This window comes from Azospirillum sp. A23, assembly GCF_042938965.1.
GTDB classification, from domain to species: Bacteria; Pseudomonadota; Alphaproteobacteria; order Azospirillales; family Azospirillaceae; genus Azospirillum; species Azospirillum melinis.
Genome location: NZ_CP170667.1, coordinates 2,112,385 through 2,125,189, shown reverse-complemented (window position 1 = coordinate 2,125,189; position 12,805 = coordinate 2,112,385). Strand labels below are relative to the sequence as shown.

General features: G+C 65.0%; 14 protein-coding genes and 4 tRNA genes. 11 read left to right on the top strand and 7 right to left on the bottom strand.

Annotation, left to right across the window (positions count from 1 at the left end):
- Positions 1 to 114: 114 nt before the first annotated feature.
- Together ABNQ40_RS27435 and ABNQ40_RS27430 are read right to left on the bottom strand one after the other, a co-directional pair.
- On the bottom strand, positions 115 to 555 hold the full coding sequence (locus tag ABNQ40_RS27435; RefSeq protein ID WP_109051352.1) for a MarR family winged helix-turn-helix transcriptional regulator: 441 nt from the start codon (positions 553 to 555) through the stop codon (positions 115 to 117).
- Between the two features lie 368 nt (positions 556 to 923).
- Complete coding sequence (locus ABNQ40_RS27430; RefSeq protein WP_158285612.1) at positions 924 to 1,097, bottom strand: hypothetical protein; 174 nt, start codon at positions 1,095 to 1,097, stop codon at positions 924 to 926.
- A gap of 403 nt (positions 1,098 to 1,500) precedes the next feature.
- On the opposite strand from ABNQ40_RS27430, the gene ABNQ40_RS27425 reads away from it, so the two are divergent.
- Both ABNQ40_RS27425 and ABNQ40_RS27420 read left to right on the top strand, forming a co-directional pair.
- Positions 1,501 to 2,769: an outer membrane beta-barrel protein gene (locus ABNQ40_RS27425; RefSeq protein ID WP_109051351.1), complete on the top strand. Its 1,269-nt coding sequence runs from the start codon at positions 1,501 to 1,503 to the stop codon at positions 2,767 to 2,769.
- 350 nt (positions 2,770 to 3,119) lie between these two features.
- Positions 3,120 to 3,704, top strand: a complete 585-nt coding sequence (locus ABNQ40_RS27420) for a polysaccharide biosynthesis/export family protein (RefSeq protein WP_109051350.1) — start codon at positions 3,120 to 3,122, stop codon at positions 3,702 to 3,704.
- A 104-nt stretch (positions 3,705 to 3,808) separates the two neighbouring features.
- On the opposite strand, the gene ABNQ40_RS27415 is transcribed toward ABNQ40_RS27420, so the two are convergent.
- The gene (locus ABNQ40_RS27415; RefSeq protein ID WP_247879971.1) at positions 3,809 to 4,003 is read right to left on the bottom strand and encodes a hypothetical protein; all 195 of its coding nucleotides are present in this window, start codon (positions 4,001 to 4,003) and stop codon (positions 3,809 to 3,811) included.
- A gap of 215 nt (positions 4,004 to 4,218) precedes the next feature.
- Between ABNQ40_RS27415 and ABNQ40_RS27410 the strand changes: the two genes are divergently transcribed.
- On the top strand, positions 4,219 to 4,566 hold the full coding sequence (locus tag ABNQ40_RS27410) for a hypothetical protein (RefSeq protein ID WP_109051348.1): 348 nt from the start codon (positions 4,219 to 4,221) through the stop codon (positions 4,564 to 4,566).
- A 19-nt stretch (positions 4,567 to 4,585) separates the two neighbouring features.
- Here ABNQ40_RS27410 and ABNQ40_RS27405 read toward each other — a convergent pair whose 3' ends face one another.
- The 4 genes from ABNQ40_RS27405 to rlmB form a co-directional block, all read right to left on the bottom strand.
- Positions 4,586 to 5,707, bottom strand: a complete 1,122-nt coding sequence (locus tag ABNQ40_RS27405; protein ID WP_158285611.1) for a hypothetical protein — start codon at positions 5,705 to 5,707, stop codon at positions 4,586 to 4,588.
- 26 nt (positions 5,708 to 5,733) lie between these two features.
- Positions 5,734 to 7,059, bottom strand: a complete 1,326-nt coding sequence (locus ABNQ40_RS27400) for an MBOAT family O-acyltransferase (protein WP_391347958.1) — start codon at positions 7,057 to 7,059, stop codon at positions 5,734 to 5,736.
- A gap of 552 nt (positions 7,060 to 7,611) precedes the next feature.
- A tRNA-Thr gene (locus ABNQ40_RS27395) sits at positions 7,612 to 7,687 on the bottom strand.
- A gap of 83 nt (positions 7,688 to 7,770) precedes the next feature.
- Entirely contained in the window at positions 7,771 to 8,706 is a 936-nt protein-coding gene (gene rlmB / locus ABNQ40_RS27390) for a 23S rRNA (guanosine(2251)-2'-O)-methyltransferase RlmB (RefSeq protein WP_391347956.1), read from the bottom strand.
- 132 nt (positions 8,707 to 8,838) lie between these two features.
- Here rlmB and ABNQ40_RS27385 point away from each other — a divergent pair.
- The 8 genes from ABNQ40_RS27385 (at position 8,839) to rplA (ending at position 12,708) form a co-directional block, all read left to right on the top strand.
- Positions 8,839 to 8,924, top strand: a tRNA-Tyr gene (locus ABNQ40_RS27385).
- A 62-nt stretch (positions 8,925 to 8,986) separates the two neighbouring features.
- Positions 8,987 to 9,060: transfer RNA gene (locus tag ABNQ40_RS27380), tRNA-Gly, on the top strand.
- An 80-nt stretch (positions 9,061 to 9,140) separates the two neighbouring features.
- Complete coding sequence (gene tuf / locus ABNQ40_RS27375) at positions 9,141 to 10,331, top strand: elongation factor Tu (RefSeq protein ID WP_109051341.1); 1,191 nt, start codon at positions 9,141 to 9,143, stop codon at positions 10,329 to 10,331.
- Between the two features lie 191 nt (positions 10,332 to 10,522).
- Positions 10,523 to 10,598: transfer RNA gene (locus ABNQ40_RS27370), tRNA-Trp, on the top strand.
- 72 nt (positions 10,599 to 10,670) lie between these two features.
- On the top strand, positions 10,671 to 10,868 hold the full coding sequence (secE, locus tag ABNQ40_RS27365) for a preprotein translocase subunit SecE (protein WP_014246876.1): 198 nt from the start codon (positions 10,671 to 10,673) through the stop codon (positions 10,866 to 10,868).
- 3 nt (positions 10,869 to 10,871) lie between these two features.
- Positions 10,872 to 11,402, top strand: a complete 531-nt coding sequence (gene nusG, locus ABNQ40_RS27360; RefSeq protein ID WP_012973192.1) for a transcription termination/antitermination protein NusG — start codon at positions 10,872 to 10,874, stop codon at positions 11,400 to 11,402.
- Between the two features lie 159 nt (positions 11,403 to 11,561).
- Entirely contained in the window at positions 11,562 to 11,996 is a 435-nt protein-coding gene (gene rplK, locus ABNQ40_RS27355; protein ID WP_042690902.1) for a 50S ribosomal protein L11, read from the top strand.
- Between the two features lie 4 nt (positions 11,997 to 12,000).
- Positions 12,001 to 12,708, top strand: a complete 708-nt coding sequence (gene rplA / locus ABNQ40_RS27350; RefSeq protein ID WP_109051345.1) for a 50S ribosomal protein L1 — start codon at positions 12,001 to 12,003, stop codon at positions 12,706 to 12,708.
- Positions 12,709 to 12,805: the final 97 nt, after the last annotated feature.

The window sequence follows — 12,805 nt, the reverse complement described above, 5'->3', positions numbered from 1 at the left end:
CGGTCGCGGTGCGACGCAACACACCGCGTTCATAGCAAACCCGGCGCAAAAGTCACCGACTGATCGGGGTTTTCCCGCCCGTGCCCCTCCCGCAGGTGCCCCCTCGGGTGCCGCCTACATCAGGCGAGCCAGCAGCGACATGAACTGCACCCGCTCCTCCTCGCTCAGCGGGGTCAGCGTCTGTTCGTGGGCGGCGGCGGCGTTCGCCATCAGGTCGATGACCAGGGCCTGGCCGATCCGGGTCAGCCGGACGCTGGTACGGCGGCGGTCCTGCGGGTCGGGCTGGCGTTCCACCAGATTGCGTTCCACCAGCCGCAGGATCACACCCTGGGTCGTGGCGGGATCCATGTAGGTCAGACGGCCGAGCTGGTTCTGCGACAGCGGACCTTCGGCATGCAGCGTGGCCAGCGCCCCCCATTGGGTGGGGGTCAGCAGCTGATCGCCGATCAGGTCGATGAAGATCGCCGAGGCGCGCTGATGGGCGCGGCGAAGCCGGTGGTGAACCTGGCCGGCCAACTGGTAATCGTCGGGAGGCAGTCGTCCGAAGTCGTCCATGTCAACGGGCCCGTGGTTCGCGCCCGCCTTCGGTCCGGGGCGAAGGCTGGGGCGGACACGGACCGCCGCTCCCGGCTGCGTGGGCAGGGATGGCGCGGCGTTTCCCGCCTGTCACCATCCGATGCGTCCATCATGCGTTCCTCATGGAAAGGGTAGAAAACACAATGGGCGCAGTGCAATCTTCGCAGATGCGGCATAGAGCCACAGGAATGCGAATGTCATCGCTTGCGCAACAAAAGAAGCGCCGCAAGCCTGAAAATAAGCTGCGAACGGATGCTGTCGCAATTCGGAGAGTCTGCACCGCCGATTCATGACCGCGGCGGCGCGATACGCATCCGCCGCCGCCGCATTTCACCGGCTGCTTTTGGTCAGGGCGTCCGTTTGGGTGGGTAGCTGTCGGGCGGAGCGGTCTTTTCGGCCGGGCTGGCGGCATCGTCCTTCTCGGGGGGAGTCACGCCGCCCGGCGTGTAGGGCGGGGTGGTGGCGTCGGGCGGGCGTTTGGTCGAGGGCGGCGGGGGCGGTGTGTCGAGTCGGCGGGTCATGCGGCACCTTTGCGGATCAAGAAACGTGATGAACAACCCGATGCCGGGCGGGCGGTTCCAAAGCAGGAGCCCTGTGGCACCGCCGGTTTCACCTCGTTGGTCTATGACCTTGATCTTAGGACCATTTGAAAAATGCGCTGAAATCAAACGGGTCATCGCTTCGGGCACCATCGACCGGCCGGCAGCTTTTTGTTGCGGCCACACCACAGGGTCCGGCAAAAGCGGCGGCGCGTGGGCTTCACTGTTGCGGGGGAAGCACGGTTTGTTGTGTCTTTGCCGAGGATGCGTCCGCAGCGGTCCCGGCCGGGGTTCTGGCCGAAGACCGGTGGCGGCGCGCCTCCCACCAAGGAGCCGGACCCCCGGCCCAGTGAGCCGACCGAACCCAGCCAAGCGCGGTGACTCCATGAAGACCAGCACCCTTTCCCTCCTCGCCCTCGCTCTCGCCTCGACCGGGCTGACGTCGCTTCCCGCCGCCGCCCAGGACGACCTGCAGCGTGGCGAAACCGTGCTGGAGCGTCGCCGGCCGGAACTGGAGCAGCTTGGGCTGCGCGCCGGCTCCTTCCTGTTCCTGCCGCGGGTGGAAGCCGGTGCCACCTATGACACCAACGTCTACGCCACCCGCGACAATCACGAGGACGACGTCATCTGGACGGTCCGACCGCGGCTGGACATCAAGTCGGACTTCTCGGCCCACGCGCTGAACTTCTCGGCCTCTGCCGATGCCGGCCGCTACAGCGACCATTCCGGCGAGAACTACACGGACTATGCCGTGCAGGCCGACGGCCGCTTCGACGTGAACAAAGGCGGTGCGCTGGACGGCCAGCTGTTCCACCGCCGCAATCACGAAGGCCGCGGCGACATCAACAGCCTGCAGGGCTATGCCGAACCGGTGACCTTCCTCACCAGCGGCGGCGAGGCCGGCTACACCCAGCGCTTCAACCGCCTGCGCGCCCGCGTTTCCGGTTCGGCCCAGTACATCTCCTACGACGACGTGGACCTGATCGGCGGCGGCGTCGCCCGCCAGGGCGACCGCGACCGCTGGGAATACGCGTCGGTCGGCCGCGTCGGCTATGAGTTCATCGAAGGCTATGAAGCCTTCGTCCAGGGTACCTATTCCTGGACCCGCCACAAGAACGACCGCGACGCCTTCGGCCTCGACCGCGACTCGGACGGCTACGAGGTGGTGGGCGGTCTGGCCACCGACCTGACCGGCCTGGTCACCGGCGAGGTCTTCGCCGGCTACCTCGTCCGCAACTACAAGGATTCGCGGCTGGAGGACTTCAGCGGCCTGTCCTTCGGCGGGCGCGTGAACTGGGCGGTCACCCAGCTGACCGGCATCAGCGCCACGGCCAGCCGCCAGGTTCGCGAGACGTCGGCCAGCCCCGGCTTCGGCACCGCCTCCAGCTACACCCGCACCCTGGTCGCCCTGGGCGTCGACCACGAGCTGCTGCGCTCGCTGGTGCTGAACGGCCGCCTGCAATACCGCCAGGACGACTTCAACGGCAACGACCGCAACGACAAGGTCTATACGGCCGGCGTCGGCGGCACTTACCAGATGAACCGCAACCTGTATCTGACCGGCGGCTATACCTACGAAAAGCGCAATTCCAACATCAGCTCCGCCGAGTACAGCGATAACCTGATCTATCTGCGACTCGGCGCCCAGATGTAATCCAGCAGGTAATCCGGCGGAATCGGGTTGGCCGACCGGGAAAGTCCCGGCCGAAGGTCCTAAAGGTTCCGCTGAACAGGGCAGGGCGTCCGTCCTATGACGGGCGCCCTTTTCTTATGCCTGCTCTTATGATCGATGGCGATGTACTGAACAGATCCGAAGGCGGTAATTCCTCTCCACTTTTTCCCAAGCGCTTGCGAGTTGCTAGTCTCCACCCGAATTCAGGTGCGTGACCAAAGGGCGCCGCTGCAAGGCGGCCGGCGGACGGGTCGGTTCCTCGGAACCGACCCGTCGAAGGGGCCGGACCGGCGCTGTGGCAGGCATCCACCAGCCAGGGAAAGGGTTTAGGGATGAATCGACGTCAGGTGATCCGTGCGCTGGGCCAGGGGATCGGGTTGGCCGCGCTCGCCGTTGCCATGGTCGGCTGTGCCGGCGGCAACGACGCGCCGATGGAGACCGCCAGCGCCGGTCAGATCGGCGAATACCGTCTCGGCCCGGGTGACGCGCTGCGCGTCATCGTGTTCGGCGAAGAGCAGCTGTCCGGCGAATTCCGCGTCGACGGCACCGGCAAGGTCGCCATGCCGCTGATCGGCGAGGTTTCGGCCAAGGACCGCAACACCCGGGACCTGGAGAAGGAAATCGCCACCCGGCTGTCCGCCGGCTATGTGAAGGACCCGAAGGTCAGCGTCGAGGTGCTGAACCATCGTCCGTTCTTCATCCTGGGCGAGGTGCGCAATCCCGGCCAGTACCAGTATGTCAACGGCATGACCGCCCTGTCGGCGGTGGCGATGGCCGGCGGCTACACCTATCGCGCCAAGGAGGATTACGTCCTCATCACCCGCGGCAGCGATCCCAAGAAGGAAATCCGCAAGGCCCCGATCACCACCTCGGTGATGCCGGACGATGTGGTCCGCATTCCGGAGCGCTATTTCTAAGCATCGCTTTCCAGGCCGGCGGCAGTGCGCCGCCGAATCGCAAGAAAGCCCGGCCGGGGAACACCCGGCCGGGCTTTCTGCCGTCTGCGGATCGGGACTTCCGATCAGGTGTCGAGCGTGTCGCCGCCCTTCTTCTGTCCCGGTGGCATGCGCTGGCTGCCGGGAACGACCGCATCGCGGGAGATGCCATGCGGCGGAGTGGTGCCGGCGGCTTCGTCATCGGTGCCGAGCGGCGCCGCGGCGGGATCGGTGGCGGGAACCTTGTCGCCGGTCAGGCCGCGGTCGATGTCCGCGCGCATCCGATTCGCTTCCGCGCTAGGGGTGGTGGGCGTCCGGTCGTCCGACTCGGGATGGGGCTTGGTCATGGTTGGCCTTTCGCGCAAACTGCTGTGAGTGGCATTCCGATGCCTTCACCAACCGCCGCGTCCTGCCAGGGGTTCCCCACCGGGACATATCGGTGGGCCAATCGGTGGTCGTAGACCCGGCCAGACGGCTAAACGTCATGGGAGCCCCAATGCCCGATACCGGACTGACGCTGTTGGCGTTCGGCATCCCGGCGATTGCGGTGATTTTGTTGCTTGCGGCGACGGTCCTGACGGTCCGTGTCCGCGGATGGCGGCGGCCTTATTGGGCCTGCTGCGCGATCCTGATCGCCGGCGGCGGTGCAGGGGCGGCCAGCGCCCTGTGCTGCCTGCCTCCGACGGTGCTGCCCGACGGGTCCATCAGCGGAGAAATGCCGCTGACCTTCGGAGCCGGACTGACGCTGGCGTTCATGGGATGTGGCGGGGCCCTGCTCGGCCTGATCTTCGTCGTGGGCAGGGCCCGTCGGCGTCAGCGCCGGGGCGCAAATTGGCGAGGGTAAGCTCCCGGCCTACCCTTGCTCACTCCACCGGGACAGGGTTGTTGAGCGAGCGCTCGACGAACTGGTAGACGACGACATCCGGCTTCTGCTCCTCGATCAACGCCTTGTCGAAGCGCAGCCCCTTGTGCTCCGTGACCACCGCCTTGCTGAAGCTTTCGGCGATGTACGGGAACATGGGGATGGTGAAGGAATCGCGGAACCACACCACGCTGGGGGCCGTCGGCAGATCGGCGCGCAGGATGTTCTGGACGATGCCGTTCGGCATCGAGACGTCGTTGGCGCGCAGCTTTGGCGGCCTCAGGGAATCGTAGCGGACTTCCTCTTCCTGATAAACTGCGGCCAGTCCCAGCATGCGGGCGAGGTCGAGGTCGACGCCCTGGCGCATGACGTGGACCTGCTTCATGTCGGCCGGCGTCAGCGGCGTGAAATCCGGGCGGACCGTCTTGATCCACTCCACGATCCGCCGATAGCCGATGGCGAAGGCGGCATCGCCCGTCCAGTGCGTGTCGGCCTGGAGGTAGACCTTCATGTTCTTCTTCGCGGCGACGAGGTCGGCGGTCATGTCCTTGAACACCAGCGGCGAGTGACGCTCCGCCAGCCGCCGCACGATCTGGTCCATCCGGCTTTCCGGATTCACCTGGGTGGCCCAGGCCGGGAGATCGTCGAGATAGACGCGCTCCTTGTTGGGGATCGCGACCATCAGCATGGGGATGCCGCGCTCCGCCAGCCATGCCTGTCGCCGCTCCATCACGTCGATCCAGCGGTCCAGCTCTTCCGGCGAGAAGCGGTCGATGCCGCGCGTCTGCTCAAGCGCATGCTCGCCCGTGTAGAACAGCCAGCCGTTCCGGCCGAGAACGACCAGCGGCGAGGTGCTCTGCCCGAACACCTTGACCCGGATGAAGTTGTTGGCGAGGACGAGATCGTTGCGGAAGCCGAAATGATCCTTCAGCCACGCCTCGAAGCGCTGCGGCAGGACGGAAAACTCATTGAAGGTGGCGGGCAAGCCGGGCAGCTCGTTCGGCGCCCGCATCTCGGTCGCCGTCACGCCGGTTCCGACGGACAGCGTCTGGCCGATCATGGGCAGCAGGAGGAGCGCCAGGAAAATCCCGATGCACAGCTTCTGCAAAAGCTTGCTGTGCACGATCCCGAGAGACATCGCTCGCATGGTCAGAACCGGAAGTAGATGAACGGGTTGTAGGTGCCGGCCGCAAGGCTCATGACGGCCAGTGCGAACATGCCGAGCAGGCCGGCAAGGTACAGCGCCTCGCCGGTGCCGACCAGCATGCGCCCGCCGGCCGCGTTCCGCACCGCATCCAGCCCGCCCCGCACCAGCCGGCCGAGCAGCGGCGTCGCGGCGACCGCGCCGATGACCAGCGCGGTGACGGTTTCCGGCGTCAGGAACTGAAGGACATGCGGCGCCAGAGGACTGGGATGGCCGGCGCCAGCCATGACCTTCAGGAAGATCCAGGCATGGTCCATCGTATCGGCACGGAAGAAGACCCAGCCGATCATCACCACCAGCAGCGTGTAGACATGGCGGACTGCCGGCACCGACCGGTCGAGCATCCGGGCGATGCCCAGCCGTTCGAACACCAGGAAGGCTCCGTGCCAAAGTCCCCAGACGACGAAGGTCCAGCTGGCGCCATGCCACAGGCCGCACAGGAAGAAGACGATCAGCAGGTTGCGGTAGGTGGCCAGCGGACCGGCGCGGTTGCCGCCCAGCGGGATGTAGAGATAGTCGCGGAACCACATCGACAGCGAGATGTGCCAGCGCCGCCAGAATTCGGTGATCGACTGGGCGATGTAGGGATAGTTGAAGTTCAGCGGGAAATGGAAGCCGATCATCAGCCCCAGCCCGATGGCCATGGTCGAATAGCCGCAGAAATCGAAGAAAATCTGCAGGGTGTAGCAGACGATTCCCAGCCAGGCGATCGGCAGGCTCAGCCCTGTCGGGTCGAGTGCGAAGATCTGGTCCGCCGCCACCGCCACCGTGTTTGCGATCAGCACCTTTTGCGCGAGGCCGATGACGAAGATCTGAATGCCCTCGGCGAACAGTCCGGCACTGACCCTGCGGTTGTGGATTTCGTCGCGGATGTCATGGAAGCGGATGATCGGTCCCGCCACGAGCTGCGGGAACATGGTGATATAGACGGCGACATAGATCAGGCTGCGCTCGACCGGAACCTGCCGGCGGTAGACGTCGATCAGGTAGGACAGCGCGTGGAAGGTGAAGAACGAGATGCCGAGCGGCAGATGCACCTGCGGCGGCCCGGAGAACAGGTTGGGCAACAGCGCGGCCACCATCCCGTAGAAGAAGCCCAGATATTTGAAATAGACGAGAATGCCCAGGTTGACGACGACGCCGGCACCCATGGCGAGCTTGCGGCTCCGCCCCTCCTGGCCGGCGATCCACAGCCCGAAGGCATAATTGACGAGGATCGACAACAGCATGACGTAGGTATAGATCACCTCGCCATACGCATAAAAAACCAAGCTGAAGAAAAGCAGCGTTCCGTGCTTCAGCGGCAGGGAATAATAGCAAAAGATAAAAATTGGCAAAAAATAAAAGATAAATACGATAGAGCTGAAAACCATCATCCACCCTTCTGCTTACCTGCTGCGCGCTTGTGGTTCCGGAACTCCAAATTCAAGCGGCATTTCGGTCCAGAGCGGCATGGGGTATACCCCAGATCGGGTGCCGTATCCAGACCTATGCGGGAACAGTGCAACCCTACAGCGACAGGCCGGCGGAGCCTCCCGGCATGCGTTGCCATCCTGGCGGCTGCAAAGGGTCGGAAAGCCCTCTGGTTGCAACCGGATGGGGGCGTCGATGCCGGATGCTTTGCAGAAATGTCAGCATGCCGGGGCGATGCGGGACAGATAGGAAGACTGCCCTGCGTGGGGCTCCAAGCGACTGGAGGGCCGAAAGTCCAATGAGCCCGTCGTGTCGGCGGATTGAACCCACCTCAGCAGACCGGCAACCGAGCGGCTTTTTCCGGGAAAGCAAAACGGCCTAGCGCGGGGTGCGCTAAGCCGTTGGAAAACTGGTGCCGGATACAGGAATCGAACCCGTGACCTTCTGATTACAAATCAGCTGCTCTACCAGCTGAGCTAATCCGGCGCGCCCGCCGCTTGCGGGACGCACACCTTAGCGTCCCTTTTCCGCGTAAACAAGCGCTTGACCGAGACAGCCTCGCGGTTCGGTCACTCGCGCAGGCGGGCAACCTCGTACAGCGCCACCGCGGCGGCATTCGATACGTTGAGGCTGCCGACGGGTCCGCCGGTCGGCAGTCGGGCGATGGCGTCGCAACGCTCCATGGTCAGCCGGCGCAGGCCGCTGCCTTCCGCCCCCATCACCAGCACCGTCTTGCCGGTCAAATTCAGCTTGGCCAGCGTCGACGGCCCCGATTCGGCGAGCCCGACCGACCAGAAGCCGTTCTGTTGCAGATCAGTCAGCGCCCGGGACAGATTGGTGACGCGGATCAGCGGCACCGCCTCCAAGGCACCCGAAGCGCTCTTGGCGAGAACGCCAGTCGTCTCCGGAGCATGGCGCTCGGTCACCACGACGGCACGGGCGCCAAAGGCGGCGGCGGAACGCAGGATGGCGCCGACATTGTGCGGGTCGGTCACCTGATCGAGCGCCACGACGACCGCCGACGTTTCTCCGGCCAGTTCGTTGCACAGGTCCTCGATGCCCAGATCGGGCAGGGGAGACGCATCGATGACGACGCCCTGATGCACCGCACCCGCCGGCAACATCCTGTCAAGCTCCATCCGGTCGGCCGGCGAGGCCTCCGGCCTTTGCAGACCCTGGGCGCGGGCGGCGGCGATCGCCGGCTCCAGCGCAGCGCGGCCCGAGTCGGTCACCAGCAGGCGGTGAATGCGCCGTTCGGGGTTGGTCAAGGCAGCGGCCACCGGGTGCAGTCCGTAAAGAATCACGCCGCGTGCCGCCGGCCCCCGTCCTCCCTTTGCCGCCTTGCGGCCGCCGCGCGCTCCCTCGTCCCCTTCGTCCTGCCGCGGAGACGCGCCTTGCTGTTGCCTGCCGCCGGACCGGTCGCCGCTGCGGTCGGTGTTGCGGTCTGAAGGACGGGCGGAGGAGGGGCCGGAACCGGGATGTCTGGAGCGCGTCATGATACCCACGAAGAAGGGGAGGGGGCCGCAGCGGACTGCGGCCGAATTTTTTCTGGTGTGAACCGCTTAACCCGTGTTGACAAGGCCTGAAAAATTCGCATATTGCCGAACTCCGCGGCGGGCATCGCCAGGCCGCGGACTGGAAGGGTGGCCGAGTGGTTAAAGGCAGCAGACTGTAAATCTGCCCGCGTACGCGTACGCTGGTTCGAATCCAGCCCCTTCCACCATTACTTTCCACGGCTTGTCCGTGATCGCGTTTGCCCCGGACGGTCGCGCCGGCGGGATGCTTGCGGGTGTAGCTCAATGGTAGAGCAGAAGCCTTCCAAGCTTACGACGGGGGTTCGATTCCCCTCACCCGCTCCAATCCCGCGTGCGCCACGGAAAACCGATCTCGGCCGGGCCATTGTGTGCGTCCGGAACGTCGGGAACGAAAGACCAAAGCGATGGCGAAGGCAAAGTTTGAGCGGAACAAGCCGCACTGCAACGTTGGCACGATCGGCCACGTCGACCACGGCAAGACGTCGCTGACGGCGGCGATCACGAAGGTGCTGGCGGAGTCCGGCGGCGCCACCTTCACCGCTTACGACCAGATCGACAAGGCGCCGGAAGAGAAGGCGCGCGGCATCACGATCTCGACGGCGCACGTCGAGTACGAGACGTCGAACCGCCACTACGCGCACGTCGACTGCCCGGGCCACGCCGACTACGTGAAGAACATGATCACAGGCGCCGCCCAGATGGACGGCGCGATCCTGGTCGTGTCGGCCGCCGACGGCCCGATGCCGCAGACCCGCGAGCACATCCTGCTGGCGCGCCAGGTCGGCGTTCCGGCGCTGGTGGTGTTCATGAACAAGGTCGACATGGTCGACGATCCGGAGCTGCTTGAGCTGGTCGAGCTGGAAGTTCGCGAGCTTCTGTCGTCCTACCAGTTCCCGGGCGACGACATTCCGATCACCAAGGGTTCGGCGCTGTGCGCTCTGGAAGACCGTCAGCCGGAGATCGGCCGCGACGCCGTCCTGGCGCTGATGAAGACGGTCGATGAGTACATCCCGCAGCCGGAGCGTCCGGTCGACCGTCCGTTCCTGATGCCGATCGAAGACGTGTTCTCGATCTCGGGCCGCGGCACGGTTGTGACCGGCCGTGTCGAGCGTGGCATCGTGAAGGTCGGCGAGGAAGTCGAGATCGTCGGGCTGAAGGCGACGGTCAAGACGACGGTGACCGGCGTCGAAATGTTCCGCAAGCTGCTCGACTCCGGGCAAGCCGGCGACAACATCGGCGCTCTGCTGCGCGGCACGAAGCGTGAGGACGTCGAGCGCGGCCAGGTTCTGGCCAAGCCGGGTTCGATCACCCCGCACACCAAGTTCAAGGCCGAAGCCTACATCCTGACGAAGGAAGAGGGCGGCCGCCACACCCCGTTCTTCACGAACTACCGTCCGCAGTTCTACTTCCGGACGACGGACGTGACGGGCATGGTGGCGCTGCCGGAAGGCGTCGAGATGGTGATGCCGGGCGACAATGTCGCCATGGAAGTGACGCTGATCGCCCCGATCGCCATGGACGAAGGCCTGCGCTTCGCCATCCGCGAAGGCGGCCGCACCGTCGGCGCCGGCGTCGTTGCCAAGATCGTCGAGTGATGCTATAAGCCTGCCTCCCCCGCCGGACCACGGTCCGGCGGGGGAGTTTTATCCGCGTACAGAGTTTGGTCGAGCTTCCGGCGTGCCGGTTTGAAAGTTCTTCCGAAAGTCAGGTCGAAAGGCCTTGACACCGCCGCCTAAAGAATGGTTTAAGCGGCCTCCCACGCCGAAAGGTGTGGCCGGACGGAGATAGGAGTGTAGCTCAATTGGTAGAGCACCGGTCTCCAAAACCGGGGGTTGGGGGTTCGATCCCCTCCACTCCTGCCATCCCGTCCCAATAACGGTTTAGGGTAAAAGCGGCGCCCACACAGTCGCTCCGGAGCTCGCACGGTTCGCACGATGGCTAAAGTCAATCCCGCAGAATTCGCGCGCGAGGTCCGCCGCGAGGTAGCCAGGGTCACCTGGCCGACCCGCAAGGAAACCGGCATCACGACCGCCATGGTGTTCGTCATGGTCGTGCTCGCCGCCCTGTTCTTCCTCGTCGTCGATCAGGTGCTGGCGGTTGCCGTTCGCTTGATCCTTGGGCTGGGAGGCTGATACATGGCAGCGCGCTGGTACGTCGTTCACGTTTATTCGGGTTTCGAAAAGAAGGTCTCCCAGGCCATCCGCGAAAAAGCGGCTCAGAAGGGTCTGGAAGATAAGTTCGAGGAAATCCTGGTCCCGACCGAAGAAGTGGTCGAAGTGCGCCGGGGTTCCAAGATCAACACCGAGCGCAAGTTCTTCCCCGGCTATGTCCTCGTCAAGATGGACCTGACCGACGAATCCTGGTCGCTGGTGAAGAACACGCCTAAAGTGACGGACTTCCTGGGCGGTGGCGGCAAGCCGCAGCCGATCTCCCAGCGCGAAGCCGAGCGGATCATCCATCAGGTGCAGGAAGGCTTTGAGCGCCCCAAGCCCTCGATCACCTTCGAGGTGGGCGAGCAGGTGCGAGTGAGCGACGGTCCCTTCACTTCGTTCAATGGTGTCGTCGAGGAAGTCGACGAAGAGAAGTCCCGCCTCAAGGTGGCGGTTTCGATCTTCGGTCGCTCCACGCCGGTCGAGCTGGAATACACGCAGGTCGAAAAGATCTGATCGCAAGGTTCCAAAGTTTATGAGTCGGAGCTGCCGGTGCTTGCATCGGTGGCTCCATTCTGTTGCGGGAGGCTCGCCATGGCCGAACCGCAAAACCCCGCGGCGCCGCGCCGGACCATCCGGTCAAGTGCGTGAGACGTCGTACCAGGAGGTTGTGAGATGGCGAAGAAAATCGTCGGTTACATCAAGCTGCAGGTGCCGGCCGGCAAGGCCAACCCGTCGCCGCCCATCGGCCCGGCGCTCGGTCAGCGCGGCCTGAACATCATGGAGTTCTGCAAGGCGTTCAACGCCAAGACGGCGGACCTGGAAGTCGGCATGCCGATTCCCGTGGTCATCACCGCCTACGGCGACCGCACCTTTACCTTCGTGACGAAGACCCCGCCGGTCAGCTACTTCCTCAAGAAGGCTTCGGGCAAGGACAAGGGTTCGACGACCCCCGGCAAGGGCGGTTTCGTCGGCCAGGTCACGACCTCGCAGATCCGCGAGATCGCCCAGAAGAAGATGGCCGACCTGAACGCGCACGACGTCGAAGCCGCCGCGAGCATGATCGCCGGCTCCGCCCGCTCGATGGGCCTCGAAGTGGTGGAGGGCTGATCCTATGGCGAAGCTGGGCAAGCGTCTGACCGACGCCTACAAGACCGTTAACCGCGATTCCTTCTACTCGCTGGAAGAGGCCGTCACCCTGGTGAAGGGTGCCGCCAAGGCCAAGTTCGACGAGACGATCGAAATCGCGATGAACCTCGGCATCGATCCGCGCCACGCCGACCAGATGGTCCGCGGCGTCGTGAACCTGCCGAACGGCACCGGCAAGACCGTCCGCGTGGCGGTGTTCGCCCGTGGCGCCAAGGTCGATGAGGCTCTGGCCGCCGGCGCCGACGTTGTCGGTGGCGACGATCTGGCCGAACAGATCCTGGCCGGCAACATCAACTTCGATCGCTGCATCGCCTCGCCCGACATGATGGGCGTGGTCGGCAAGCTCGGTAAGGTGCTGGGCCCGCGCGGCCTGATGCCGAACCCGAAGCTGGGCACCGTGACCCCCGACGTCGCCGGCGCCGTGAAGGCCGCCAAGGCCGGCGCGGTGGAGTTCCGTGCGGAGAAGACCGGCATCATCCACGCCGGCGTGGGCAAGGTCAGCTTCTCGGAAGAGGCGCTGGTCCAGAACATTCGCGCCTTCGTCGATGCCATCACCCGTGCCAAGCCGACCGGCGCCAAGGGCCAGTACCTGCTGAAGGTCTCGCTCTCGTCGACGATGGGCCCGGGCCTGAAGCTCGACCTCTCCAGCGTGTCGGCTCCGGCCGCCGCCTGACGACCCGTTTCGCCGCCGTCTGCTCTCGGGCAGTGGCGGCGTCCGGGCGGACCGCCTGAGGGGGAAACCCCGAGGACACCCGCCCACCCCTGTCCGA

Bases quoted from the DNA above. Each gene is read 5' to 3' on its own strand.
- ABNQ40_RS27435 (WP_109051352.1), bottom strand. From the start codon at position 555: ATGGACGACTTCGGACGACTGCCTCCCGACGATTACCAGTTGGCCGGC.
- ABNQ40_RS27430 (WP_158285612.1), bottom strand. From the start codon at position 1,097: ATGACCCGCCGACTCGACACACCGCCCCCGCCGCCCTCGACCAAACGC.
- ABNQ40_RS27425 (WP_109051351.1), top strand. From the start codon at position 1,501: ATGAAGACCAGCACCCTTTCCCTCCTCGCCCTCGCTCTCGCCTCGACC.
- ABNQ40_RS27420 (WP_109051350.1), top strand. From the start codon at position 3,120: ATGAATCGACGTCAGGTGATCCGTGCGCTGGGCCAGGGGATCGGGTTG.
- ABNQ40_RS27415 (WP_247879971.1), bottom strand. From the start codon at position 4,003: ATGCGCGCGGACATCGACCGCGGCCTGACCGGCGACAAGGTTCCCGCC.
- ABNQ40_RS27410 (WP_109051348.1), top strand. From the start codon at position 4,219: ATGCCCGATACCGGACTGACGCTGTTGGCGTTCGGCATCCCGGCGATT.
- tuf (WP_109051341.1), top strand. From the start codon at position 9,141: ATGGCGAAGGCAAAGTTTGAGCGGAACAAGCCGCACTGCAACGTTGGC.
- secE (WP_014246876.1), top strand. From the start codon at position 10,671: ATGGCTAAAGTCAATCCCGCAGAATTCGCGCGCGAGGTCCGCCGCGAG.
- nusG (WP_012973192.1), top strand. From the start codon at position 10,872: ATGGCAGCGCGCTGGTACGTCGTTCACGTTTATTCGGGTTTCGAAAAG.
- rplK (WP_042690902.1), top strand. From the start codon at position 11,562: ATGGCGAAGAAAATCGTCGGTTACATCAAGCTGCAGGTGCCGGCCGGC.
- rplA (WP_109051345.1), top strand. From the start codon at position 12,001: ATGGCGAAGCTGGGCAAGCGTCTGACCGACGCCTACAAGACCGTTAAC.